The sequence below is a fragment of the Pseudobdellovibrionaceae bacterium genome, from assembly GCA_019637875.1.
Taxonomy (GTDB): Bacteria; Bdellovibrionota; Bdellovibrionia; order Bdellovibrionales; family Bdellovibrionaceae; genus JAHBUW01.
Genome location: JAHBUW010000002.1, coordinates 236,872 through 262,631, shown reverse-complemented (window position 1 = coordinate 262,631; position 25,760 = coordinate 236,872). Strand labels below are relative to the sequence as shown.

Sequence of the window (25,760 nt, the reverse complement as noted above, 5' to 3'; positions counted from 1 at the left end):
TCACATCCTCTTCGGGTCGAGAGTGAGGACCCGGTTCTGCGTATTCGGGTGAACGCCGGGCGCGGTCTGATTGACGCCGCAACCGACCCAGTTCCCGCACTGAATCATGCCGTTGATTTTTTCCCAAGGCGCGCTGGTGAAGCGCGTGGCGAGGTCGTTGCCTTTGAGGATGTTCATGATCGCGCCGAACACGCCGATCAGGACGACCATGAGGAGAATGTACTCGACAATGGCTTGGCCGCGCTGATGGCGCGAACGTGCTTGGCCTTGCTGTGAGCGGGGGCTGCGGCTCATAAGGCCCCCAGTCCGCGTAAGGTCATCAGGCTGAGGTATCCGAGGAGGAGTGCGACCGAGAACGGCACCTTCACGAGGTGCGATTGATCGACGCCCTTGCGGTGAATCAGCAGGACGGACAAATTGCTGATCATCGCGCCCATGCGGGCGTTCAGGAGCGCTGACGTCAATCCCAGAACCGATCCCCAAACGAGACAACATAGAAGGTAGATCGGCGTTTCCGCGAAAAGCAGGAGTGGAGAAACGGCGATAAACATCTTCGCATCCCCGCCGCCCCAGACTTTCATCGCGAACAACGAAAGCGCGATGACGGAAGCGAGGCCAAAAGCTTTCAGGGGCTCGGTCCAATGCGATGTGGATTGCGTGGACGAAACATAAATGACGGCGAGTGTACACAGGACCAGGGAGGTCAGGCTCAGGATGTTCTGAATCTTGCGCGTGCGCAGGTCAGCGACGACCGCGGCGGTCAGGCACCCGATAGCAACGATGTTGAGCAGATTCCATTCCATGGGCCCAATCTATTTCTCCTTCCACTCGGTGGCGGGAGTGACGCCATCGCGTGAAAAGCGGTCGCCCGTAATGAGCTGTTTTTCGACCCGCGCCGCGAGCTTGGGGCCGGCATTTTTGAATGCTTTATTGGGCCCCGTGAAGACCACGGACACGACGAAGAGTACGATCATGCTGAGAAGTAGGATGTACTCAAGAATCATAAACGCCTTCTTTGTTGGGGAGCTCTACGGCCCCCCAACTTAGAGAGTTCGAGGACTACTTTCCTTCGACGTTGAAGTTCTGGAATTCGCCCGAGACGCTGGTCATTTTATCTTGGACCATGCTCATGATGTTCTTGCGGAACATGAAGGCGACGCCGACGACGACGACGATCAGCAGGACGTATTCGGCCATACCCTGACCCGATTCATCGTTGATAAAACGGCGGGCGAAAGTTTTAAGTTTATTCATAAAAACCCCTTTCATTCACAAGCTCCACATCGGAAAAATCGTTCCGGTTTGTTAGCTTTATTGTGCCGCCGTGACTGAAAATTGCGGGGTTTTTTGGAAATCGGTCCCGTCGTGAGACGACGGTGCGACGGAATCTTGAAAGCGAATGTCGACGCTTTTGACAGGGGCCTGGATTCGTCAAAAACCTAGGCGATTTCCCTCTGAAACAATAAAAAATCCGGAGCTAATGTGGGCGTTCGGGAAGATCGCGTTCGACGCGTTTCCAGAGGGAGATCACGCCGATTTTCTGCATGAACTTCGAGTAAGCTTGCGCGGAATCGAGAGTCGCTCCAGCGAGCTTGTCCATCAAGCCGGGTTGGTGCCGGTCGGGTTCGAACGAACGAAGTCGGCGATTTCTTGGGGATGGTGGAAGCGACCGTCGGCTTCGTGTCCGGCCGCGATATGCCCCGCGTTTCCGGTCATCACCAGCACGAGCTGCGAGGAGTTCATTTCACATTGGGCGCGTTGAACATCGAGGCTTGAGGGACGTCGCGTGACGGGACCCGAGTCGGGCCGGCTCGTGACGCAAGAGCTGAGGAGCGCGGCCGCGAGGAAAAGGGAAGGCCGGGCGATCATATCCCTGCGGGATGCGCCGTGAAGGGGCGAAGCTCGGGCAAACGTGTGGGCACGATCCCGAACGACGTCATATTGGCGCTCGGATCGCGCAGTTGGATATTGACCGAGTTGAAGCCGTGACGGTCGTTGAAGCGCAGGACGGTCGCATCGGTTTGCGCATCGGCGGCCGACAAATACAGGTGCATGTCGAAGATGGGGCGAACCGCCGTGAACTCCAGACCGCCGCCTTCCAACTTCCACCAGCCGGTGCCGTCACCGAGCTTGTCGATCTGGTAGTAAAAGCGTCCATCTTGGAAAAGGACGTAGCGCATCGGGTATTCAGCGCCGACTTCCATCACTTTGAGTTCGCCGATTTTGGATTCGGCCACCGAGAAATCCGCCGCCGGATTCATGAACTGATTGAAGAACTCCGGCGAGCGTTGGGAAGCCACCATCTCATTGTTCGGCGAGCAGGCGCCGAGGAAGGTGGTGGTCAGGATCAACACGAAAAGCGAAATGGTGTTTTTCATGGTTTTCAATCCTACCCCAGCGCCCGGCCGGGTCAACCTTACGGAAAGCAGAGTTCGTTGCGCAGCTCGCGATTTGTTTTGATTTCGTCAAAATTGGCCGTGGACACGGATTGTCCGACTTTTGTCACAACCTCGTGGGTCGTGAATTTATAAAGGCGCAGGTCCGCGGTCGCACCGACGGGCTGGCCGATTTTGGCCATCATTTCACTGAAGCGTTCCGCGAACATGCAGCCGCACTGCGCGCCGTAAGCCGCTTCGCAAGCTTGCATGATGTTCGCCCGCGCGACACCATTGACAGCCAAGAGGTAGAGTTCATCGCCATCGACGGTCACTTTGACCGAGGGGGCGGCGTCGAACGCGACGTCGGTAAACGGGGTGGCGGTCCCCTCATCGGCGTGCGCGGCCGTGAAAAAAAGGAAAGAGAAGGCGAGAAGGAGAGATGCTTTTGTCATTTTGTTTTCATCCTTTCGGAAGGATCAGAATGCTCCCTGACCCCTTACTAGAATTGGTTATAACAGCGGTAATGACAACGTCAATGCGCCGCGGTTTGTGGGTGGGTTTATTCCTGGTCACCGCGATTTCCCAATCCTTCGCTCAAGACACCGCCAATGAAAGCGCGATGCGACTCGACGATATGGTCGTCACCGGGACGCGTACGCCGAAAAGCCTGAAAGAAGGCCCGGTGAAAACCGAGGTCGTCAGTGAGTCCGAAATCCGTGAGCGTCGTTTGCGGAATGCGGCCGAGGCCTTGCTGGAGATCCCGGGCGTCACGTTGATGAACGCCACCGGCAAGACTGGACAGAGCGCGGTTTTGCAAGGTCTGGGCGGTGATCATGTCTTGGTTCTGATCGACGGCGCGCCCATTTTGCAAAACTCCTCGGCCGGGGTGGACCTCACGCAAATTTCGGCGAACGACATTCATCGGATCGAGGTCGTGAAGGGTGGGGCGTCCGCGCTTTACGGCGGTCAGGCGATGGGCGGCGTGATCAACATCATCACGAAACGCCCGAAAGACGGCTTCAGTTACGAGCTGGATCTGATGAAAGAATTCTTCCCCGCGGACGAGACGCGGGCGGGGACACGGCGGAGCGTGGATCCTTCGGCGCCGAATCAGGTGAAGGGTTTGGCCAGTGCGCGGCGGGGCCAAAACGCCTGGAAAGTCAGTCTGAGCCGTCAAGCGGAAGCGAGCATCGATCGTGACCCCGGAACGGTGACGCGTGATACGCCCGATCTTGAAAAGAATCAGGTCGGTCTTTTCTACGAGCGTGAGCTGGGTGAGCGTCGCAAAGTGAACTTCGAGGCCGGTTATGCGGACGAGTCCGCGACGACCTACTTCGCCCGCCTGCAACCCAACGCGAGCTACCTGCCGGTCGAGAACCGCGGCGACATCAAACGCCTGCGCGCGCGCGCCGGTTATCAGGTCAGTCCGTCGGAATCGTCCACGTTTTCGGTTTACGTCCTTGGCGAGCGCGTGGACGACAAGTTGGATATGGAAGACGACCCCACGACCGCGGTCGTGGAATCCAGCAAAAGTGCGATTTTAGACCGCCAACGCGTGGAAATGCAGTGGGACTTCAACCCGACGGACGAACATGTCGTGAGCGTCGGGGCCGTCGCGGAGAAGCAGACCCTCGATCAACGCAATCGCACCGCGATCGACGCGACCACGGTTTACGATAGCGTCGAAGTCGCCGGTCGTTCGCAAGACTCCATCGAAATCTTCGCGCAGGACGATTGGATCCGTGATCGTCACGAGATCATCACGGGCGCGCGATTGACCCACGATCCCGCATTCGGAATGCACATCGATCCCAAGGTGAACTGGCTGCACCAAGCCGATTGGATCGACGGCCATACGACTTCGGTGCGGGCCTCGGTGGGGACGGGTTTCCGCCGCCCGAATCTGAAGGAACGCTACTACTTGTTGGATCACCGCTCGTTCGCGGGTTACGTGGTTTACGGCGATGAGAATTTGCGGCCCGAAGAATCCGTCAGCGCGCAGGTGGGTATCGAAATCGCGCGCGGTCAGGACTACAGCGCGAACGGAAATCTGTTTTACAACCGCGTTGGCGGCTTGATCACCACGACCGAAATCGCGACGGGGACCTCGGAACGCGCGTTCCGGTTCGCGAATTTGGACCGAGTGCAAATTCAAGGTTTCGAGCTCGCGGGCGCTTGGAAGTTCGCCTCGGCCTGGCGGTTGTCGCCGTCGTTCGTCTACACCCGCGCGCGTGACGAAGGAACCGGCCTTTACGTACCGAATCGCCCGTTCTATCTAGGGCAGCTGAACTTGTTTTACGAATTCGCGGGTGAACGCGGAAACCTGAACGCCACTTGGCGCTACAACGGCGACGCTTACGCCGACATCGCGAACACCGAAGCGTATGCGGGTTACTCGGTTCTGGATCTGCGTTACAACCGCCCGATCAACCGGAACTTGGAAGTGTATTTGGGCGTGCGCAATCTGCTGGACGAGCGCCGCGCGACGATGGTCGACGGCACCGCGCAGGTCTATGATTTGCGACCGGCGACGGGTCGCACGCTCTTCCTGGGACTGAATTTCGAAGGATGATCATGATGAAATACCTCGTTCCGCTGTTTCTGATCTGTTTGAGTCTCGGCTGCGAACGCGTGGAGCTTCGGCCCAAAGCCGGACCGCCCGCGGGGGAAGAAAAGCCCCAGGCGTTCTCGGGCGACTATCTGAAAGACGGCAAGGGCGGTTTGTTCCAGAACGTGAAGTGGTATGAATACGAAATGGCCACGCACATCATCTGGCCGCGCTTCGATGTCTTCGTCGTCCGGAGCGGCGTGAACATTCACAAGTTGCAGATTCGGTCTTATCACCACTCGGAAACCAATGAGCCGGGCTGGGTGAAGTTGGCGATCGGCACTTCTTCAGGAGCGGGACGCGAAATCGACATCGATGCGCGCGCCTGCGGGAACCCGTTCACCAATCCCGATCATGCGGGGTGCTTGAGTGACCCGACCTGGAACGTCTTTACCTACGTGAATCTGCAGTCGCTGGCCCAGCGGCGCATGACGGACGAAGAAGCCCGCGTCGATCGCGACTGGGACATCGCTTTTCGCGGCACCGATGTGAAGTTGAACGGCGGCCTATCCGGACCGGGCGAGGTGGTCGGCGCGCTGCTTGAGCGGTTCGCGTTCTTCGACGAAAACGGCGCTTTGGCCGTCACGAAGCTGCGCGACCCCGAACTCAAAGCGCGCGCGGTCGCGGGCTTCGAGGCCGCCGACGCGGCGACGGCGCGTAACTTCTATCTTCCCGACGGGATCGACCGCGTGATGCACGAACGCGAGTGGTTCAGCGTGGATCCCGCGACCCAAAAACGCGCGGCACGCGCCGATCGTTGGTGGGTTCTGAAATCCCCCGGGGATGAGGCTTACGCGAAGCTTCGCGTGGCGCAGATCGACGAGTCGACGACGGGGGCCGCGGCGTTCAGCACCACGCTGACGTTCGAAGCGGCGGTGCAGGCGGCGGGCGCAGACGCGTTCGCGAGCGCGACGGCGCCCCTGACTTTGAACTTCACGACGGACGCGCGTTCGACGCAGTTTTGCGTTTCGTTCATCCGCCAGGAGTCTTGGACCTGCGTGAAGGAACGCACGGACTGGGATTTGCGGCTTTTAGTGGTGAACCAGGTGAAAAGCGGGGCGTTGACTCGAGAATGGCGTATCTTCGTCAATGAAGGCGCTCGCGGACCACTGAGCGCTCAGGAAGCCGCGGCGATCACGTCCGGACGCTAGGAAACGAGCGCGTTGAACAGGAAGAAGACCACCACCGCGAAAACGAAAATAAAAACGAGCTGCTTCGGGACCATGAGCTTACTCCCGACGGCTTAGTTTTTGAGATAGTAAACGTCGGGGTAATTACGACCGAGTTCTTCGGAGTCCATACCGTAACCCACGACGTAGCGATCTTCGATCACTTTACCGATGTAATCCGCTTGGATCGGCAAATCGCGACGCGCGGGTTTGTCGAGAAGCGTGAGGATCTTCAGTGAAGCGGGATTCGAAGACAGCAGACGGTTGCGCAAGAAAATCAGCGAACGACCGCTGTCGATGATTTCTTCAACGATGATGACGTGTTTGCCCGTGATATTCAGGGTGATGTCTTTCGTCATCTTGATCGCGCCACCTTTGGCGATCGTTTGCACGTAGACGAAATCGACTTGCTGCGGGAGTTGCACTTCGCGCATCAGATCCGCAACCAGGTGAATCGATCCGCGCAGGGGGCAGATGAAGATGACTTCGCGGCCTTCGTAATCGAATTCCAGTTGGCGCGCGAGTTTTTTGACGAGCTTTTGAATCTCCGCATGCGGCAGGAACGGCAGCAGATCGTCCATGAGTTTCGACATCGATTCCCTCCGGACGATATCTTTCATCAAATCAAAGCTCAAATCAAGGCGACAGGTCCATCTTCGTGATGCCTGCGGCCTGCGCCATTTTCAGGTACTTTTTCGCCTCGGCATGTTGGGGGTCGCGGTAGAGCACGTTTTCCCACTGCTCGGTCGCTTCGGCGATGAAGTTCTGATTGTAGTAAACGAGTCCAAGCTTCACGCGCGCGGGCAGATACTGCGGGAAGTCTTTGATCAGCGTCTTGAGTTCGCGAATCGCGCGCTCGCCGTCGCCCAATTTCACGAAGCACTCCGCGACGCGCATGGTGATCTCGGTTTTGCGCGAAGACAGCTTCAAGGCCTTCAGGAGTTGCTCGAGGGCTTCGTTATAGCGCTGGTATTGGAAGTACAGGTCCGCGAGCTCTTCGTGTTTGGAGGCGAGCTTCTCTTCCAGCCAGGGGTCGGACTGGCCTTTGCGTTTGTCGAGCAGGCCTTTGGCCTCTTCGAAGACTTGTTTGCCTTCGTCGTAACGGCCCAGGTCGTTCAGAATGATCGAGAGGCCCACGCTTGCGTCGGTGTAGGTCGGATCGATTTCCAAGGCGCGACGGAAGGTTTTGATCGCCTTGTTGAACTGGCCTTTGTCGTAAGCGATGGTCGCGAGCATCTGGAAGATCTCGGGATTACGCGAGTTTCGTAAGATCAGCTGATTGAGGAGGGGCTCGGCCACCTTGTAGTTGCCGTTGATGAATTCGCGGCGCGCTTCATCGAGCACATCATCATGAAGTACGTTGGCCATGAAACCCCCTCTATTTCCCTATTTCGTGGCGGATTGCAGAACTTTTTCGGCGTCGGCGAGCTCACTCGAGCCCGCAAATTGGGTCTTCAATCGAGCGACCAATTGTTTGGCGCGATCCAGTTCGCCGGCGTGCGCGGCCGACTGGGCGGCGCGCGAAAGCGCCAACGCATCGAAACCCAAATTCGGGTACGTGCGCAAAAGGCCCTCGTAGCGCGTGAGCGCGCTCGCGTAGACTTTCCGTTTGAAATAGAAGTCCGCAATGTACATCTCTTTTGCGCCGAGTTTCTTCAGCACTTCGGTTTTCTTTTCTTGCGCCTCTTTGGCGTGAGGCGAGTTCGGGTAGAGCGACATCACTTCGTCGAAGTAGATGATCGAGCTTTGGGCCAAGCTCAGGTCGCGATCCTCGGTCTCGGGCAACTGTTCGAAGAAGCTAAGGCCCAGGCGGTAGGTCACGTAATCGATTTGCGCGTGCTTCGGGTGCAGCTCTTTGAAGGTTTGGTAGGACACTTGCGCTTCGGGGTAAGATTCTTGCTTGAAGTAGGTGTCCGCGACGGCCAGTTCGGCCATGGTGGCGAACTTGCTGTAGGGGTATTTGTTCTTCACGTCATTGAAGCGGCGGATCGCCTCTTCGTAACGGTCGTCTTTCGCGAATTCCTCCGCGATCGCGTAAGCGCCTTCGGGCGTGTCGGAGCTCTTTTCCTCCGACGCGCAGGAAATCACCGAAACCAGCGCGAGCGCGCAGCACAACCGACCAATGACTCGAAGCATCGTTACCTCGCAGGAAGTCTACTGGGGAGGCTTTTGGGAAGTCAACCGCCGGCGGGGGCGAGGGCGAAATGCAAGGCGCTCTTGGGAATCCAGCCGGTCGGTCCGCCGGGATAGCGGACTTGGGCCCAAGCTTCATTTTCACGCAGAATGAGGACCTCGAGTCCCGCGAAAAGTTCAAACAGCGAGGGCGACTGGGAATCGGGGGCGGAGTGAGCGGCGATTTTCGTTTCGATGATCGTGCCGCGAGGTTGACCACGGTCCATCACTTTCGTCATCAGCAGTCCCAGGTGCAAAACCAAGAGAAGGATGGCGGCCACGTGCGCGGGTCCGACGCGCGGCATAGGTTCTTCGTCGACCAGTGCGCGACGGCGGTCCGCGATGAAGCGCAGCACGAGGAGTCCCACTAAAAGGACGAGAGGGGCGCCAATCAGGGCCAGCCAATAGAGCGAAACGCCGCTGAGGACGTTCTCGCGGTAGGTCTCCCAGAATTCGGCGCTGTGCGAGATCTCCTTCACGGGAAGTTTGGCGAGTACGAAATCCAGGGCCTGCCGAGGCGCGTTTTCCGTGGGGGCGACCTCCACGGCATCGCGCAAAAGACCGGCGGCGAGTCCCCATTGCTCCAGGCGGGCGGCCGCGATTCCCGCATTGGTCAGAAGCGCGGGGTCATGCGGCGTTTCGCTCAGCAGGACTCGCAATTCGTCCAGGGCCTTTTGATTCGCCCCGCTGTGCAATGCCGAAAGGGCACTGTCCAGCGAAGCGGAGTCCGTGGAGTCCTGCGCAATCGCGGGGGCGCTCAGAAGAAAGACCGCGGCGATGAGTGTCGGAAGAGTGAAGCGGAAGGTCATGCGAGGAACAGTCTGCAGTACTTCCCAATGAATTGCCAGTTCTTGTCTTCATTCTGGGCCGGGGCTAGAATTGAGCCCTCACAAGAAAGGTGTCGTTCATGGCACAAAATCCGTCTTTGATCGGTCACGAAATCGCGAACTCTTCGACAATCGAACAACAGATCCAAACGCTGGTGAAAGAAGTCACGCGTCTGGAAGAGCCCCTGAAGGAAGTGCGCGCGCCCTTGCCCGCCTTCGTCGACGCCGGCAAAAAAGAGTTCGATCGCGCGGGCGCCGTTCGGGGTCGCCCCTTGCATTATTCTTATATGGGCACCGGCGCGGGCCGCGGTGTTTTCGTGGAGCTTGAAGACGGCAGCGTGAAGATCGACATGATCAACGGGATCGGCATCCACCTGCTCGGGCACGCGCATCCGCGCGTGATGGCGGCGGGAGTGCGCGGCGCGCTCGCGGACATCGTGAACCAAGGAAACCTGCAGCCGAACAAAGAGTACACGCGCATGCTCGAAAAGCTCGTGCAGCTCGCGGGTCGCAAAAGCCGCCTGAAGTACGGCTGGCTGTCGACCTGCGGAACGATGGCGAATGAAAGCGCGCTCAAAATTACGCGCCAAAAGAAAACCCCGGCGCGGATGATGATGAGTTTCCAGAACGCTTTCGCCGGCCGCTCGACGATGATGGCGGAATTGACGGACAACCCCGCTTACCGCGTGGGTCTTCCCGAATACAACGAGGTCCTGCGCCTGCCTTTCTACGATAAACGCGACGCGCGCTCGGGCGAGAAAACTTTGACCGCGATGAAAGAGTTCGTCGCGAAGCACGAGAACAACATCTCGGTGTTCGCGTTCGAGCCGATGTTGGGCGAGGGCGGTTACCGTCCGGCCCCGCGCGAGTTCTTCGTCCCGTTGCTCGAGTTCTGCCGCGAAAAGAAGATTCCCGTCTGGGCGGACGAAGTTCAGACCTTCACCCGCACCGGCGAGTTCTTCGCGTTCGAAACTCTGGGGATCGGCGAATACATCGACCTCTGCACGATCGCGAAGACCGCGCAGGTCGGCGCGACCCTTTACACCGAAGAAATGAATCCCGCGCCCGGCCTGATCGCGGGCACATTCTCGGGAAGCACGGCGGCCTTGGCCTCGGGTCTCGAGATTTTGAACATCATGGAAGAGGGCTACATGGGGCCGAACGGCCGCGTGATGCAGATCCACAATAAATTCGTCGGCATGCTGAACCGTCTGAACGAGACGACCTGCAAGGGCAAGCTCGTGGATGCGGAGGGCATGGGCCTGATGATCGCGGTCACTCCTCTCGACGGCAAAAAAGAGACCGTCGATAAACTTCTGAAGAAGATGTTCACTCTGGGCCTGATCGCGTTCCCTTGCGGAAAGGATCCCGTCCGGATTCGTTTCCTGGTGCCCGCGGTGACCCAGGATCACGAGATCGAGATGGTCGGTAAGATCATCGAGCAAACGATCCTCGAAGGGGTTTGATTGGATTTTGTCGAGCTTTGCCGAAAGCTCATCTCTTTGGATACGACTCCCGCGCACGGTAACGCCGAAGCGACCCGCTTCTTGGCGGAGCTGGCGCGCGCGCGCGGTTTTGACGTCGACGTTCAGGAAGAGACGCAGAAAGAGACGCCCCAGGCGAATCTGCTGATTCGTCTGGCCGGTCCGCGTCCGGACTATGAACTCATGTTGCAGACGCGGCTCGATACGCCGGATCCGGGGCCTTTCGCGCTATGGACGAAGACGGGGCAGAATCCCTTCGACGCGCACATCATCGAGGGCGAAATCTGGGGTTTGGGCGCGGCCGATTGTAAGCTGGACGCCATTTGTAAGCTGGAAGCTTTGACCCGGTTCAAGGCCGCGCACGGCGGCCGGGTGGGCAGTTTGCCGCCGGTGCTGGTCTACACCTTCGGCGAAGAGACCGGGATGACCGGCGCGTTGAAGTTGATCCGCAAAAACAAAATGAACGCGAAATACGCGGTCATCGGCGAGCCCTCGGATCTGCGTCTGCTGACCGCGGGCAACGGTTTCGCGCACGTCGAGATCCAGCTGCCGTTCGAGGAGGACGAAGCGGACTATCGCGAGGATCACAACCTGCGCGAAAACTCCTCGACGATTTCGAAGACCTTTTCGGGGAAAAGCGCGCACTCCGCGAACCCCGAGCGCGGTGAAAGCGCGGTCATCAAGATGCTTTCGTACCTAAGCCAGCTTCCGGAAGATTTGGCGATCATGGAAATCGACGGGGGCGTGAACGCGAACACCGTACCGGCGCAGGCGTTCCTCGAGATCGATCCTTTCTCGGGCTTCCGACTGCCGATGGCGAAGAAGTTGAATCACGTTTTCGCGGCCGTGCAACGTCTGGAGAGTGAATTCCTGTTCCACCGGGACTTGGATTTCTCGCCGCCGCATCCGACCCTGAATTTGGGTTCGGTCCGCACGCGTGACTACGGGATCGAGATCATGGGGACGGTGCGCATTCCCCCGGGCATCACCAATGAAACATATGAAGCATGGATGCAGAAGTTTCGGGCCGAGTGCCAACGCGTGGGCGGTGACTTCCGCGTGTCGGATTACAAACGACCCTATCGCACCGATGCCAACGGAAATTTCACGCGCACGTTGCGGGGGATCGCCAAGGATCAGGGATTACCGGTGGAAACCGGCACGCATTCTTCGACGAATGAAGCGTCGCTCTTCCATCGCGTGGGCATTGAGTGCGTTTCGTTTGGTCCGGGCGTCCGAGAAGGCAATATCCATACTCCCGAGGAACGTGTTAGGATCGATGACCTGCGGCGGGCGGTGGATTTTTACGACGGCCTCATGGCCAGGATGAGTCTATGACATTTTTGGTTCGCGAAGTCCGACATGATGACCTGAATCAGCTCGTCGATCTGGCGCGCCAGTTCGCGCTTTTGAATCTGCCGGCCGATAAGAAGGTCATCGCGGGGAAAATCGATCGCAGCGTGAAATCCTTCGCGGGCGAGCTGCCGAAGCATGAAACCGAATACTTGTTCGTGGTGGAAGACACCGAGGAACAAATCGTCGTCGGATCTTCGCTCATCATGGCGAAACACGGAACCGAAGAGATTCCCCATAGCTACTTCAAGGTGCTGGAACGCAATCATTCCAGCCGCGACTTGGGAATCGGGTTCATCCACAAAGTGTTGCGCTTTCAGTGGGACGCGGATGGGCCGACGGAAATCGGTGGTCTGCTGGTCGACAAGATGTACCGCAAACGTCCCGAAAAATTGGGGAAACAGATCTCGTTGTCGCGTTTCTTGTACATGGGGATGCATCCCGAACGTTTCGAAGATCGAATCTTGTGCGAGCTGACGCCGCCTTTGACCGAAGAGGGGCGCAGCGAATTCTGGGAAGCCCTCGGTCGCCGTTTCACCGGCTTGCCGTACCAAGAGGCCGATCTCATCAGTCAGGGAAACAAAGAGTTCATCCGCACGCTGTTTCCGGAAGAAGACATCTACATGTGCCTGCTGGACGCGAAAGCGCGTTTGGTTCTGGGGCGTGTGGGCGAGCAAACCAAACCCGCGCAGCATCTTCTGGAGTCGATCGGCTTCAAATATCTGGAGGAAGTCGATCCCTTCGACGGCGGCCCGCACTTCGGGGTGTCGTTCAAAGAAGCGTTGCCGATCAAGTTGGGGCAGCGGTTCGTGCTGGAAGGCGGGATCGCCGATAGCTATCCCGAGACGGGTCTCTTGGGCTACGTCGGGGATGAGGGGTTTCGCGCGGGACTCGTCACCTTCGATCGCGAAGGCGACAGTATTTTCCTTTCTCCGAAATCACAAAAGACGGTCGGCGCCGAAGCCGGCCAAGAAGTTTTCGTTTCGCCGTTCCACTATCCGCGACCGCATAAGGAGCAAACATGAGCACGGAACGCATGACCTACCTGGGCGATTTCATTGATGGAAGTTTTAACCCGGTCAAACAGGCCGAAGGTAAAATCGTCGATAAAAGCCCGGCCGATTTGAACGATATCGTCATCGAGGTTCCCTACAACGCGGACCACGTGGACGCGGCGGTGGCGGCGGCGAAGAAGGCGTATCTTCCCTGGGCGCGCCTGTCGATGGATGAACGTAAAAACCGCCTGATGAAACTGAAGGGCGTTTTTGAAGCGCATCAAGACGAACTGGCGATGGCGATCGCGCGCGACACCGGAAAACCCCTTTGGGAATCCAAAACGGAGGTCACGGCCTGCATCGGTAAAATCGACATCACCGTCAACCACTCGATCAAGCTGGTCGAAGCGGAGCATTTGCCGAACGCCCTTCCCGGTGTCGAGGGCGTGACGCGCTTCAAGCCGCGTGGGGTGATGGCGGTCATCGGTCCGTTCAACTTCCCCGCGCATTTGCCTAACGGTCACATCGTGCCCGCGCTCTTGATGGGGAACACGGTCGTTTACAAACCTTCCGAGCAGACGCCGGCGGTGGGTCAGCTTTACGCGAAGCTGTTCCAGCTCGCGGAGTTCCCGGCGGGCGTTTTCAACATGATTCAAGGCGTGGCGGAAACCGGGCGTAAGTTGGTGCTGCATGAAAACGTCGACGGGATCCTGTTCACCGGAAGTTACGAAGTCGGTCTGAAAATCAAGCAAGAGACCCTGACCCATTACTGGAAAATTCTCGCGCTCGAGATGGGTGGTAAGAACGCCACGATGGTGTGGGACGATTCGGACATGGATAAGGCCGTTTACGAAACGATCGTCGGCGCGTTCATGACCTCGGGGCAGCGCTGCGCCTGCACGAGCCGCGTTTTCGTGCACGAAAGAATCGCCGACGAATTCACCGAAAGATTCTACCAGGCGGCGAAACGTCTGAGCATCGGTCACTGGAGCGAAAATCCGTTCATGGGCCCGCTCATCAACGAATCCTCGGTCGAAAAGTATCTGCGTTTTCAAGAGATCGCGAAACGCGAAAACTGCGAAAGCCTGATGCGCGGGAAAGCGCTGGATCTGAAATGGAAAGGGCACTTCGTCACCCCGAGCATCAACCTGGTGCAGAAGTACGATCCGAATTCGATCTACCAGAAGTCCGAAATTTTCGGTCCGAACGTTTCGATCACGAAAGTGAACGACTTCGACGAGACTCTGGACATGGTGAACTCCACGGGCTTCGGCCTGGTGGCGGCGCTGTTCACGAAGAATCGCGCGCTTTACGAAAAGGCGTTGCTGGAGTGCAAAGTCGGCCTGCTGAACTGGAACCGCACCACGAACGGCGCGAGCTCGAAGCTCCCGTTCGGCGGCATGGGGAAATCCGGCAATGACCGCGCGTCGGCGCATTTCGCGATCGACTATTGCGCGGTGCCGGTCGCGAGCCTGGAAGATCCGACGCCGTTCGATCCGACCAAAACTTTGACCGGCATGAACTACCCCACCGGAGACCAGCGATGAAGGCCGCGGTTTGGCTCTCGGCGCTGCTGTTCATGGCGGCGCTGGGAGGCGGCGGCTGGTACGTGTGGAACGGATTCGTGAATTCGCCCGCGACGAGCTTGTCCACCGAAGTCGTCTACGAAGTCCGGCCCGGTCTGACCCTGACCCGCGTGGCGCACGATCTCGAAGACAAACGTATCGTGCGGAACGCGGACTGGTTTCTGCTTTTGGCGCGCTTTCGCGGTCAACAGAACGCGATGAAGGTCGGCGAGTACCTGCTGACCCTCAACATGAAGCCCACCGAGGTTTTGGAGGTGATCACGTCGGGGCGTTCGCTCGGTCGCAATTTCACCGTTTCGGAAGGTTTGAACATTTTCGAGATCGCGGACATTTACGGCAAGGCGGGCTTCGGCTCGAAAGCGGAGTTTTGGAAATGGGTCACCGACGCGGATTTCGCATCGTCGCTCGTCGGCGAACGCGTGACCTCGCTGGAAGGTTACCTTTTTCCGGAGACCTACCAGATCACGAAGTACACCGACACGAAAAGCGTGATCCGCGCGATGGTCGCGCGCTTTCTGGACACCTACATGCGCGACGTGCAACCCATCGCTTTGGATTCGGGCATGACCCGCCACCAGATCGTGACCTTGGCGAGCATCATCGAAAAGGAAACGGGCGCGCCGGAAGAACGCCCCCGGATTTCGAGCGTTTTTCACAACCGGCTGCGCAAAGGGATGATGCTGCAAACGGATCCGACGGTGCTTTACGGAAAAGCCCGCGCGGCGGGAGTCTTCGAGCTTTCGATCACGCGCAAGGATCTGACGACACCGACCGAATACAATACCTACGTGATCAAGGGCTTGCCCCCGGGACCGATCGCGAATCCCGGTCGTGCGGCCTTGCTGGCGGCCTTGCGCCCCGAATCGACGGACTATCTTTTCTTCGTGAGCCAGAACGACGGCACGCACATTTTCACGAAGACGTACCAAGAGCACTTCCGCGCGGTGCAAGACTTCCAGGTCAATCGCAAGGCGCGCGAAGGGCGTAGCTGGCGGGAACTCGGCCAGAAGCGGACCGGCGAAAATCTGCAAAAATCGAAAGACTGAATTTTAAAGCTGAACGTTCTCGGGCCCCATGCGGACAAACACCTTGCCCATGGGGTCGAAACGGAAGACGTGCAGGCGGGGGATCAGGTTCTCATCGTAAACGGGAACGATCACTTCGAGGACGCCGTCGCCGTCGAGATCCATCAGCGCCAAATTCGTCGCCTGGCCGCGGATGCTGAAGTGTCCGTCCCGGCGTTCGTCGAACTTCAGGCGCGCGAGCAGGTTTTCGCTGTCGCTATCCAGGCCACGCTCGTAGATTTCGACCAGGATGCCTTCTTGGGTTTTCAACTTAACGACACTGACGACGAAGCCTTGACCGGTCAAATCGCCCCGCGCTTTGGCGAGGACCTGGCGGTAGGGGCCTTGGAAACGCGCGCGCACCGTATCCCGCCAGGACGGCACGCTCGCCACGACCGAAACGCCAAGCACGGCGAGCCCGAGAACGACGAAGGCGATGTTCGAAGCTAAATGTTTGGGGCGCTTGGGCGCGTTATCGTTGCTCATGACTCTGACGTAGTATAGCTACCGAAGGGGTATGAACAAAGATGAATTTTACTCGCTGATCCGATCGCGCAAATCCATCCGTAAGTACAAGCCCGAGATGCCGCCGCGAGAGGTTCTGGAGCGCATTCTGGAAGCCGCGACCCATGCGCCCAGCGGGAAAAACCGGCAGAACTGGCGTTTCTTCGTCGTCACCGGGGAAAAGCGCGACGCTTATCTCAAGTACTCGCAAAAAAGCTGGCTGGGAATTCAGCCGGTTCTCAAACAGCGTTTGAAGCCCTCGCTTTACGAGTTCACCGAAAGATTTTTCTATACGCTGGGCGAGGCGCCGGTGATCATCTTTTGTTATTCTTCGAACACGCCGGACGAGCGTTATCACACGAGCATCGGTTCGGTGTATATGGCGGTGGAAAACATCAATCTGGCCGTGCAGGTTGAGGGATTGGGTTGTTGCACAATGGGCGCGCCGCTTGAAATCAAAGACGAAGTCGACGAGTTTTTGGGAGTGAAATCTTGGCCCGAGTATCAGCGTGGCGAGTTGGAGCTGCTGTGCGCGGTGACGTTGGGGTATCCGGATCACGAACCCCCGAAAGCCGCTCGTCAAACGGAAGGTCGCGTGACCTGGATGGATCGCTAATGGTTCTTCTCGCTTTGCTTCTGGCGCTGTGGTCGGGATTGAACTGGTTCGATTTCGACATCGTTTTATTGTGGCAATTTTCGGTTTTGTCGCGCGAGTTCGGGCACTGGCTTTTCTTCGTCGCGCTTTTGGTGGCCGTCTACGTTTGGCGTCGCCGTTTTTATTATCCCCGCGCGAAACGTCGCGCGGTTTTTATACTGACCGCGATCGCCGCATGCAGTTTCATTCGTCCGGTCTATCTGGCCAGTCGCTACGACGCCGAATACACGGCCGAGGTGGCGAAGTTGGGCTACGCCGTCGAAGGTCATTCGCTCTTCTCGATTCCCGCGTTGTGGGAAATGGCGTGGTTGAAAGAGACCTCTTGCCGGCGCATCGAGTACACCGGACCGGACGGGCATGCCCTGCACGCGGACTTCTATCCGGTCGTGCGGAAAGATGTGACGAAACCTCCGCTCGTGGTGGTCGTTCATGGCGGCGGTTGGGAGGGGGGCAACACCCAACAATTGCCCGCTCTGAATTGGGAGTTGGCCCACGCGGGATTCGCCGTCGCTTCGTTGAGTTATCGTTTTTCGCCGGCGACGGTCTGGCCCGGACAGATGGAAGACATCGTCGCGGGGATCAATGTTCTACGCGGCCGCGCGGATGAGCTCGGCTTCGATCCGGATCGATTGTTGATCTTGGGACGCTCCGCGGGCGCGCAGATCGCGGGCGTCGTCGCTTACACGCGGACCGAATTGCCGATCAAAGGTTATGTCGATTTCTACGGACCGACGGATCTGGATTTCGGTTTTGAGGTGACCGTCGAGGGCGACATCATCGATTCGCGCAACATCTTGCGCCGGCTTCTAAGTGGAGATCCGGATTCATCCGTCGAGATGTACCGCACTTCATCGGTGATCGCCTCGGCGGCGATTCGCCCCGTTCCGAGTCTGCTTTTGTACGGTGAAGGTGATCGCCTCGTTTGGCACAAACACGGTGAGCGTTTGCGGCGTCGATTGATTCAAAGTGGAACGCCGGTCGCGCTCATCGACTTGAAGTGGGGAACGCACGGGTTTGATTTCAACCCCAATGGACCCGGGGGGCAGATCAGCCGCAATGCCGTCATCACTTTCGTCCGCGGTGTCTTGAAGTAGATCGTTTTTCGAACGACCGAATGCCCGCGAGTTGAGCCGATACGGTTAGCCTGTCCTAAGGCGAGTCGCTCCCTTAATTCCTCTTAAGTGGCTGGACTTAAAATGCCGATATAACTGGCGATGACGTTAAGTCTTTTTAAAAACCTCACAATTGTGACGTTTGCTTCCTTTGTCGTGGGTTGCGATTCGGGCGACCTTTCGATCAAAGCGACCGAAGACCTTGCGGCCATTCAGCTCGACCTTACTCATTTTGAGGCCAAAAACATCGGGCGCATCGCGATGCCTTTGAGCGGGACGCTCCCGCGGTCGATCGACACGTTGGAAGTGAGTTTAGACGGAGGACAGACTTGGAAATCTCTGCTGCTTCCCGCGGACTCTATCGATCGAAGTGACGACTGCCAAGCCGAGTGCAAGTTCACTTTCGCCGTCACCGATTTGGGGGCCCGTTGGACCGAGCTGCAATCGATGCACGCGGGGGATCGTCGCACGCTTCAGCTGCGTGGTTCGGGACCTTTCGGTCGTACGCCGGCTTTGAATATCACGATCGGTAAACTTGGTTCGGGCTTTCGCTCACTCAGCGCTTGGTCCGGCGGAGCCGAAATCGCGCGATCACTTCATCCGGTGGGAACGACCGGCTTCAAAGTGTCCTCCTTGCAATACGAAGCCGAGCCCCGCAAAGGGAACGCGGCGGGAACATTCAAGTTCAAAGGAAGAGTCGAGGAATGAGACCGCTCATCACCTTCCTTCTTCTGCTCTTCGTCCTTCCCGCGCACGCGCTGGAGTTGACGTACAATGGGCGTTTGCTGGAAACCGACGGTGATCCCGCGACGAACGTAAACATTTTCGTCCGTTTCGATATCAAGACCGCGGTGAACGTCGGGCCGGCTGCATGTTATCTGTACCAATATCGTCAAGGCAGTATGGGATCGGAAACCCATATCAATAACACGCAAACCGATGCGGACGGCGTTTTCTCCGTCGTGCTGGATGATGCCCAGCCGCGCTTCAATCAGCCGGGTGGTTTGGAGCGCGTCTTTGATGGAAGTCAGCCGCGCACCTGTTTCGATGAGTCGGGAGTGGCGACGGGACAGACCATCGCGGCCGGTAGTTATCCGGTGATTCAAATTCTGGTTTATTTCAAAATGGACAATGCGGATGGCTGGGACGAAATCGACGCGCAAACCATGCGTCCCACCGTCGAAGCGGTGAACGCGCAGAAGCTTGCGGGCAAACCGATCACCAATTTCATCCAAGTGGACGGCGCCGCGAACCAAACGAACTTCGCGAATTTCTTCCAAGGAACTAACTTCGGCAAACTTTCAAATTATGCGAGCGGCGGCGCCCTGGATCTGGGGGGCGGCGGCCTGACGAACGTTGCCAACCCCATCGCCGGAACCGACGCCGTCAACCGCAACTACGCGGACTCGCTCATCGCGACCGCTCTTTTACGGAGCGGTGGCACGATGTCCGGCGCGATCGAAATGGGCGCGCAGCGGATCGTGAACCTGGGAGCGCCGGCGGCGACGGGGGATGCCGCGACCAAATTGTATGTCGATACCCGGATCGGTTCCACGTTACCGCTGACCGGTGGTACGATCAGCGGAGCTTTGAATATGGGTGGTCAACAGATCACGAATCTGGGCGAACCCGGCGCGACGGGGGCCGCCGCGACGAAAAACTACGTCGATACGGAAGCGACGAAAAAGCTTTCGTTAACCGGTGGGACGATGAGCGGCGCCATCGATATGGCGGATTTTTCACTCGCGAACTCTGGTCACATCGTGATGGCGAACGACAAATTCATCAGTGTCGGTCGCAGCGCGGGGAACCCATCGACCTTGACCAACGCGTACGTCGGCGCGCTGTGGTTCGACAACACGAACGATATTCTCAAGTATCAAGCAGGCACCGGCGTGATACGTCCCGTTTCCTCTTTGGTGGCGGTGACGGGAGTGTTTCCCGTTTCGGTGAACACGGCCTCTCACGAGGTCGGCATTTCTATCGCGAACGCGACGAGCAGCTCGGTCGGCGTGGTGCAGCTCGCGGCGAATAACGAGTCGAACGGGGCCCGCGCCTTGGCGTCGAACGATGCACGATTGACGAACAGTCGCGCGCCGACGGGCACGGCGACGGGTGATCTGGCGGGCGACTATCCCGCGCCGACGGTTACGAAAATCCGCGGCTACTCGTTCAACGCGGGCGCACCTTCGACGGGGATGGTCCCGAAATTCAACCTGACGGAATGGGTTCCTTCGTATTTCGACTACACGCAAATCCGTAATTCCGCGAGTGGCGTGCAGCAGATCCCGACCGGGGGCTGCTCGGCTTCGCAAGTTCTGACTTGGGACGCGGGTTCGGGGGCATTCGTGTGTTCGAACATCTCCATTCTTTTGGCGCAAATTTTGGATCGCGGAACGGCCGCGGGGAAAAATTTCGGCGTGGCCGCGGGAAATCTGGTCGAGCTGAACGGTGCCGCGCGGATTGATTCGGGCCTTTTGGAGCAAGCGGTCGTGCGTGCGACGGGGAACTCGACGGGTTCGTCGATGACGATCGGCTCGAACGACGCCCAGGATGTGTCGTTGGTGACGTCGGGACATGCGCGAATTTCGGTTCTGAGTACGGGATTTGTGGGCATCAACAAGGCGGCGCCCAGCGAACGGCTTGAAGTTGACGGCAACATCCTGGCTTCGGGCAGCGTCCGCGGCCAGACGTTGGTCACCACGTCGGACGGCCGTTTGAAGAAAAACGTGCGCGGCGTTGAAGGCCTGGCTTTGATTCTAAAACTTCAAGGTCACCGTTTCACCTGGAAGACCGATGGTCGCGAGGACATCGGATTCATCGCCCAAGAGGTGGAGGCGGTGGATCCCGACCTGGTTGTGACGTCGGAGGATGGCACCAAAGGCGTGAAGTATGCGAACGTCGTGGCCCCCCTCGTAGAGTCGACGAAAGAGCTCTATGGGCTCTGTCAGATGGCGAAATCGCAAACTGAGCGTTTGCAGCGTGAGTGGGCTGAAAAATTCTCACGTCTGGAGGGGGAACGTCGGGCGGACCGGGCCCAGCTGGACGCCATGACGGATAAAGTGCGTCGTTTGGAAGATGACAATCAACAGCTCCGTCGTGACGTGGATGAGCTGAAAGAGACCTTGAAAAGACTCGCCCGCTAAGGCAATCCTTGGGCCTTCATGGCCTACGCGGAATCCCAAAGTCCCCAACCCATTCCACATGCGAACTCGGGTCGCGCTCCGCGTGCGGATATTCTCGCGGCGCTGCGTGCGAACCCCTTCATTTTGGCCCCCATGGCGGGAATTACGGACCACGGCTTTCGCAGCTTCATGAAGGCCCGGGGCTCCAGCGTCGTGATCACGGAGCTCGTCTCGGCGGCGGGGATTCAGTACGAGTCGCAAAAGACCTTCGATTTGATGAGCTTCGACGAGACTCAACACCCTATCGGGATTCAGCTTTTCGGCGAAGAGCCCGCACAGGTTGCGGCCGCCGCGAAGATCGTTGAAGAGCGGGGGGCGGACTTCGTCGACCTCAATTTTGGCTGTCCCGTCCCCAAGGTCGTCAAAAAGGGAGCCGGCTCGGCGATGATGAAAGAGCCGCTCTTGATGGCGGAAATGCTCCGTCAGGTCGTGGCCGCCGTTTCTATTCCGGTGACCATCAAGGTTCGCACCGGCTGGGACGCAAATATGCGCAACGCCCTGGAAATCGCCCACATCGCCGCGAACGAAGGCATAACCTGGATGGCGATCCACGGTCGCACTCGTGCCCAAGGCTATACGGGCTTTGCCGACTGGGATTTCATCCGTGAGGTCAAGGCCGGGGCGAAACTACCGATCATCGGGAATGGCGACATCGTGACCTCGGGACAAGCCGTGAAACGCCTGACCGAAAGCGGGTGTGACGGGGTGATGATTGGACGGGGGGCTTTAAAGAACCCCTATATCTTTCAGGACGCCCTGACGCAGCTTTCAGGTCATGAGAGTGTCAAGATGCCCCGGAGTGGTCATGGAATTCCGGTGCCCCGGAACTATGCAAAGCTATTCCAGGAGCTCCACGACTGTTTCGCCGCGCACTGTCCGGAAAGAATCCTTCAGATTCAGCTTAAGAAATTTGCCGCATGGTTCGCGACAGGTTATCCTGGGGCCGCTCAATTTCGGAAACAGGTTTTTCAAGCCACATCGACGGCGCAGCTTCTTGATATGGCCCTCTCCTTTTTCGCATCATTGACCATCGACGATCAGGTCAACCCCGATAACGAGGGGTTCTTGATGGGCGGGCATGGTTAAAAATTTTGAGTTTTTTAAATTGGAATTCCGTTTTCAGAAAGTGAGTCCGAAACTGTATGTCTATTGTTGATCCCCAGAAAATTCGTAACATCGCCATTATCGCGCACGTCGACCACGGTAAAACGACCCTCGTCGACCACCTGATCAAACAAGCGGGAACTTTCCGCGAAAACGAACAGGTCGAAGAACGCCTGATGGACTCCATGGACCTTGAACGCGAGCGCGGAATCACCATCGCCGCGAAGAACGCCTCCTTCATCTACAAAGACTACAAGATCAATATCGTCGACACCCCCGGGCACAGTGACTTCGGTGGTGAGGTCGAGCGCGTCTTGAACATGGTCGACGGCGCCATCCTGCTTTGCGACGCTTCGGAAGGACCGCTCCCGCAAACGCGCTTCGTGCTGCGTAAGGCTTTGGAACAAAAACTGAAAGTCATCGTCTGCATCAACAAGATCGATCGTTCGGATGCCCGCCATCAGGAAGTTTTGAACGAAGTCTTCGATCTGATGATCGATCTGGATGCTCCGGACACGGTACTGGATTTCCAACCCGTCTACGCGATCGCGCGTGAGGGGATGGCGACTTTGGATCCGAACGTGCGGACCAACTCGCTGGAAGTTCTTTACGAAAAAATCATCAACGAAGTCCCCCCGCCGCAAATCAATGACATCGACTCGCTGCAGATCATGGTGTCGAACCTTTCGTATTCGAGCTTTGTCGGCCGTCTGGCCGTGGGCCGCGTTCGCGCCGGTAAAGTGAAAGTCGGCGATGAGCTGATTTGCGCTCAAGAAGATGGAAACAAGAAATTCAAAGTTTCGGCTTTGTTCCAGTACAAGGTTGCGGCTCCCGTGCAGGTCCAAGAGATCGGTGCCGGGGATATCGCGATCGTCGCGGGCATGGAAGACTTCCAGATCGGTGATACTTTGACCTCGATCGAAAAGCCCATGCCTTTGCCGCGGATCCGCGTCGAAGAGCCCACCGTTGCCATGATCTTCTCGGTCAACGATGGACCCTTTGCGGGTCGTGAAGGCAAGAAGGTCACTTCGCGCCAAATCTTGGACCGTCTGGAGCGCGAGCTGCTGTCGAACGTCGCGATCCGTATGGAGCGCACGGATTCGAACGAAGCCTTCAAGGTCATCGGCCGTGGTGAGCTTCAGCTGGGTGTCTTGATCGAACAAATGCGTCGTGAAGGTTTCGAGCTTTGCGCTTCGAAACCCCAGGTCATCTTCAAGACCGAAAATGGTGTGAAGAAAGAGCCCTTCGAAATGGCGATCATCGACGTGGCGGATGCCTATGTCGGCGTCGTGACCGAGAAGCTCGGTATCCGTAAGGGCGTTATGCAGAACATGATGTCGAAAGGTTCGGGACGTACGCGTCTGGAGTTCCTGATCCCTTCGCGCGGTTTGATCGGTTACCGTTCGGAATTCATGACCGACACTCGCGGTACGGGTCTGCTGAATACCCAGTTCCACGGTTGGGATGATTTCCGCGGTGAAATCGTCGCCCGCAACAACGGCTCGATGATCTCGGATCGTCAAGGTGTGACCACGACCTACGCGATCTTCAACTTGCAAGAGCGCGGTAAGATGTTGGTCCTTCCCGGTGTCGAGACCTACCAAGGTATGGTCGTCGGTGAGCACGCGAAAGAAAACGATCTCGAAGTGAACATCGTTCGCGAGAAAAAACTGACGAACGTTCGTGCTTCGGGCGCGGACGAGAAGTTGACGTTGGTTCCCGTGAAGCCGATGACGCTGGAGCAGGCGATCGAGTGGGTTTCGGATGACGAACTCATCGAGGTCACGCCGAACAACATCCGTATTCGTTGCCGTGAACTCGATCCGCATAAACGTCGCAAAAAGGCGACGGCCGAGTAATGAGCGGTCTGGCTCTGGAGGCAAGAAGCCTCGTGAAGAGTTTCGGGGACTTCAAAGCGCTGAACGGAGTCAGCTTTGAAGTTCAACCGGGGGAATGTTTCGGATTGCTGGGCCCCAATGGGGCCGGCAAGTCGACAACCCTCAAGATGATCTATGGGCATATCCAGCCCACCAGCGGCGAACTGTTCGTGCTCGGCATGAACGTTCGCGATGCGGGTCGCGAGATCCGTTCGCGCATCGGCGTCGTTCCCCAAGACGAGGGCCTGGATGCGGAACTGACCGTCCTTGAAAACCTTCTGATCTTTTCGAAATACTTCGGCATCGACGGGAAGACCGCACATGGTCGCGCGCTCGATTTGCTGAAGATGATGAGGCTCGACGAAAAACTCGACGAGCGCGTCGAAAATCTGAGCGGGGGTTTTCGCCGCCGTCTCGCCATCGCGCGCAGTCTGATGAACCATCCCGAACTCTTGATTCTGGATGAGCCCACCGTGGGTCTGGATCCGCAGGTGCGCATCTGGATGTGGAGCTTCCTGCAGAAAATCAAAGAGCAGAAGAAGACCTTGATCTTGACCACGCATTATATGGAAGAGGCCGAATCGCTTTGCGATCGCCTGGCTTTCGTGAACCGTGGGCAGATTCTGGCGGTGGGCTCGCCGCGCGAACTGATCGAAAAACACCTGGGCACCGAGATGGTGGAATTCGAAGCGGCTTCCAGCGAGATCGGCTATTTCTTGAATCGCCTGAAAGAGAAGAAGCTGCGCTACTTCGTCGTCGGGGATCAGGTTTACGTTCCTTTCAACAACGAGTCGGGTGCGCGTGAGTTGATTGGGCAGATCAAATCGCGTCGGATCGCGCTTCGTAAGACGAACTTAAGCGACGTCTTCTTGAGCCTGGCCGGACACGACCTTTCGAACGCGGCCGAGGGGGATCAGTGAAAAATCAGCTGATCTTCATTCAGGCGATGCGGGTCTGGTACCGCAACTACATCATCTTCAAGCGTACCTGGCTGGTATCGGTGTTCTGGGTGATCTTGGAACCCGTTTTCATGCTGGCGGCTTTGGGGTTCGGTTTGGGCGCTTACGTGAAAACCATGGGCGGCGTTTCGTATGCCGAGTTCTTTTTTCCGGGTCTACTGTGTTCGAGCACCATGATGGTCGCGTTCTTCGAGGGAACCTACGGTAACTTCTCGAAGCTGTCCTACTCGAAAGTCTATTCGGCGCAGATGTTGTCGCCCGTCACGATTCCGGAATTGATCGTGGGCGATCTATTCTGGGGGGCTTCGAAAGGGATTCTGAGCGCGCTCGCGATTTTGCTGGTCGGTCAGTTTTTCGGACTGGGGCAGTCGTTGGGGGCCGTGGCGTCTTTGCCGGTCCTGTTCTTGAACGCCTGGATTTTTTCGTGCGTGGGAATGATCGTGACCTCTTTGGTGCGGAACTACGATCAGATCATCTACCCGACTTCGGGTCTGATCGTGCCCATGTCGTTGTTCGCGGGCACCTACTTCCCGGTGGATGAACTTCATCCGGCGTTTCGGATGCTCAGCTATTTGCTGCCGCTCACTCACGTCACGACGCTGGTGCGGGGCATGGCGCTGGATCAATGGAATGTGATGATGGTCGCACATGCCGGAATTTTGGTGATCCTGGCCGTGGTTTTGACCCGGGTGTCGATTCGCCGCATGACCCGTCGGCTGCAGCAGTAG

Annotated in this window: 27 protein-coding genes; 15 read left to right on the top strand and 12 right to left on the bottom strand. The window is 57.8% G+C overall.

Features of this window, described 5'->3' with window-relative positions:
- From KF767_03985 to KF767_03955, 7 genes are all read right to left on the bottom strand, one after another.
- The gene (locus KF767_03985) at nt 1–294 is read right to left on the bottom strand and encodes a hypothetical protein (GenBank protein MBX3017026.1); all 294 of its coding nucleotides are present in this window, start codon (nt 292–294) and stop codon (nt 1–3) included.
- Nucleotides 291–803: a prepilin peptidase gene (locus KF767_03980; protein ID MBX3017025.1), complete on the bottom strand. Its 513-nt coding sequence runs from the start codon at nt 801–803 to the stop codon at nt 291–293. The genes KF767_03985 and KF767_03980 overlap by 4 nt, the downstream gene beginning before the upstream one ends.
- A 9-nt stretch (nt 804–812) precedes the next feature.
- On the bottom strand, nt 813–1,004 hold the full coding sequence (locus KF767_03975) for a hypothetical protein (GenBank protein MBX3017024.1): 192 nt from the start codon (nt 1,002–1,004) through the stop codon (nt 813–815).
- A gap of 55 nt (nt 1,005–1,059) precedes the next feature.
- Nucleotides 1,060–1,254 (bottom strand): hypothetical protein, encoded by a 195-nt coding sequence (locus tag KF767_03970; GenBank protein MBX3017023.1) that lies wholly within the window; start codon nt 1,252–1,254, stop codon nt 1,060–1,062.
- Between the two features lie 345 nt (nt 1,255–1,599).
- On the bottom strand, nt 1,600–1,869 hold the full coding sequence (locus KF767_03965) for a hypothetical protein (GenBank protein ID MBX3017022.1): 270 nt from the start codon (nt 1,867–1,869) through the stop codon (nt 1,600–1,602).
- The gene (locus tag KF767_03960) at nt 1,866–2,378 is read right to left on the bottom strand and encodes a transposase (protein ID MBX3017021.1); all 513 of its coding nucleotides are present in this window, start codon (nt 2,376–2,378) and stop codon (nt 1,866–1,868) included. Before KF767_03960 ends, KF767_03965 begins: the two co-directional genes overlap by 4 nt.
- A gap of 38 nt (nt 2,379–2,416) precedes the next feature.
- Nucleotides 2,417–2,830, bottom strand: a complete 414-nt coding sequence (locus KF767_03955) for a hypothetical protein (protein ID MBX3017020.1) — start codon at nt 2,828–2,830, stop codon at nt 2,417–2,419.
- 71 nt (nt 2,831–2,901) lie between these two features.
- Here KF767_03955 and KF767_03950 point away from each other — a divergent pair, with 71 nt between their 5' ends.
- Together KF767_03950 and KF767_03945 are read left to right on the top strand one after the other, a co-directional pair.
- Entirely contained in the window at nt 2,902–4,950 is a 2,049-nt protein-coding gene (locus tag KF767_03950; protein ID MBX3017019.1) for a TonB-dependent receptor, read from the top strand.
- Between the two features lie 2 nt (nt 4,951–4,952).
- The gene (locus KF767_03945; protein ID MBX3017018.1) at nt 4,953–6,137 is read left to right on the top strand and encodes an HmuY family protein; all 1,185 of its coding nucleotides are present in this window, start codon (nt 4,953–4,955) and stop codon (nt 6,135–6,137) included.
- A gap of 92 nt (nt 6,138–6,229) precedes the next feature.
- Here KF767_03945 and KF767_03940 read toward each other — a convergent pair whose 3' ends face one another.
- The 4 genes from KF767_03940 to KF767_03925 are packed head-to-tail and all read right to left on the bottom strand — an operon-like array spanning nt 6,230 to nt 9,136.
- On the bottom strand, nt 6,230–6,748 hold the full coding sequence (locus KF767_03940; protein ID MBX3017017.1) for a hypoxanthine phosphoribosyltransferase: 519 nt from the start codon (nt 6,746–6,748) through the stop codon (nt 6,230–6,232).
- A 43-nt stretch (nt 6,749–6,791) separates the two neighbouring features.
- Nucleotides 6,792–7,523, bottom strand: coding sequence for a tetratricopeptide repeat protein (locus KF767_03935; GenBank protein MBX3017016.1), 732 nt, complete (start codon nt 7,521–7,523; stop codon nt 6,792–6,794).
- Between the two features lie 18 nt (nt 7,524–7,541).
- On the bottom strand, nt 7,542–8,291 hold the full coding sequence (gene bamD / locus KF767_03930; protein MBX3017015.1) for an outer membrane protein assembly factor BamD: 750 nt from the start codon (nt 8,289–8,291) through the stop codon (nt 7,542–7,544).
- A gap of 41 nt (nt 8,292–8,332) precedes the next feature.
- Nucleotides 8,333–9,136: a hypothetical protein gene (locus tag KF767_03925; protein ID MBX3017014.1), complete on the bottom strand. Its 804-nt coding sequence runs from the start codon at nt 9,134–9,136 to the stop codon at nt 8,333–8,335.
- Between the two features lie 98 nt (nt 9,137–9,234).
- Between KF767_03925 and KF767_03920 the strand changes: the two genes are divergently transcribed.
- Genes KF767_03920 through mltG form a run of 5 tightly spaced genes read left to right on the top strand, consistent with a single transcriptional unit; the run spans nt 9,235 to nt 15,618 of the window.
- Nucleotides 9,235–10,620, top strand: coding sequence for an aminotransferase class III-fold pyridoxal phosphate-dependent enzyme (locus tag KF767_03920; GenBank protein MBX3017013.1), 1,386 nt, complete (start codon nt 9,235–9,237; stop codon nt 10,618–10,620).
- Nucleotides 10,621–11,976 (top strand): M20/M25/M40 family metallo-hydrolase, encoded by a 1,356-nt coding sequence (locus KF767_03915; GenBank protein ID MBX3017012.1) that lies wholly within the window; start codon nt 10,621–10,623, stop codon nt 11,974–11,976.
- Nucleotides 11,973–13,016 carry an arginine N-succinyltransferase gene (locus tag KF767_03910; GenBank protein ID MBX3017011.1) on the top strand — a complete coding sequence of 348 codons (1,044 nt, stop codon included), beginning with the start codon at nt 11,973–11,975 and terminating at the stop codon, nt 13,014–13,016. The genes KF767_03915 and KF767_03910 overlap by 4 nt, the downstream gene beginning before the upstream one ends.
- Nucleotides 13,013–14,533: a succinylglutamate-semialdehyde dehydrogenase gene (locus tag KF767_03905; GenBank protein MBX3017010.1), complete on the top strand. Its 1,521-nt coding sequence runs from the start codon at nt 13,013–13,015 to the stop codon at nt 14,531–14,533. The genes KF767_03910 and KF767_03905 overlap by 4 nt, the downstream gene beginning before the upstream one ends.
- On the top strand, nt 14,530–15,618 hold the full coding sequence (gene mltG / locus KF767_03900) for an endolytic transglycosylase MltG (GenBank protein ID MBX3017009.1): 1,089 nt from the start codon (nt 14,530–14,532) through the stop codon (nt 15,616–15,618). Before KF767_03905 ends, mltG begins: the two co-directional genes overlap by 4 nt.
- A gap of 3 nt (nt 15,619–15,621) precedes the next feature.
- Here mltG and KF767_03895 read toward each other — a convergent pair whose 3' ends face one another.
- Nucleotides 15,622–16,122, bottom strand: a complete 501-nt coding sequence (locus KF767_03895; GenBank protein ID MBX3017008.1) for a hypothetical protein — start codon at nt 16,120–16,122, stop codon at nt 15,622–15,624.
- A gap of 31 nt (nt 16,123–16,153) precedes the next feature.
- On the opposite strand from KF767_03895, the gene KF767_03890 reads away from it, so the two are divergent.
- The 8 genes from KF767_03890 (at nt 16,154) to KF767_03855 (ending at nt 25,760) form a co-directional block, all read left to right on the top strand.
- Complete coding sequence (locus KF767_03890; GenBank protein ID MBX3017007.1) at nt 16,154–16,756, top strand: nitroreductase family protein; 603 nt, start codon at nt 16,154–16,156, stop codon at nt 16,754–16,756.
- Nucleotides 16,756–17,889, top strand: coding sequence for an alpha/beta hydrolase fold domain-containing protein (locus KF767_03885; GenBank protein ID MBX3017006.1), 1,134 nt, complete (start codon nt 16,756–16,758; stop codon nt 17,887–17,889). The genes KF767_03890 and KF767_03885 overlap by 1 nt, the downstream gene beginning before the upstream one ends.
- A 153-nt stretch (nt 17,890–18,042) precedes the next feature.
- Nucleotides 18,043–18,615, top strand: a complete 573-nt coding sequence (locus KF767_03880; protein MBX3017005.1) for a hypothetical protein — start codon at nt 18,043–18,045, stop codon at nt 18,613–18,615.
- Complete coding sequence (locus tag KF767_03875; protein MBX3017004.1) at nt 18,612–21,053, top strand: tail fiber domain-containing protein; 2,442 nt, start codon at nt 18,612–18,614, stop codon at nt 21,051–21,053. The genes KF767_03880 and KF767_03875 overlap by 4 nt, the downstream gene beginning before the upstream one ends.
- An 18-nt stretch (nt 21,054–21,071) precedes the next feature.
- Entirely contained in the window at nt 21,072–22,178 is a 1,107-nt protein-coding gene (dusB, locus tag KF767_03870) for a tRNA dihydrouridine synthase DusB (GenBank protein ID MBX3017003.1), read from the top strand.
- A gap of 56 nt (nt 22,179–22,234) precedes the next feature.
- On the top strand, nt 22,235–24,055 hold the full coding sequence (gene typA / locus KF767_03865) for a translational GTPase TypA (GenBank protein MBX3017002.1): 1,821 nt from the start codon (nt 22,235–22,237) through the stop codon (nt 24,053–24,055).
- On the top strand, nt 24,055–24,993 hold the full coding sequence (locus KF767_03860; GenBank protein MBX3017001.1) for an ABC transporter ATP-binding protein: 939 nt from the start codon (nt 24,055–24,057) through the stop codon (nt 24,991–24,993). The genes typA and KF767_03860 overlap by 1 nt, the downstream gene beginning before the upstream one ends.
- Nucleotides 24,990–25,760: an ABC transporter permease gene (locus KF767_03855; protein ID MBX3017000.1), complete on the top strand. Its 771-nt coding sequence runs from the start codon at nt 24,990–24,992 to the stop codon at nt 25,758–25,760. Before KF767_03860 ends, KF767_03855 begins: the two co-directional genes overlap by 4 nt.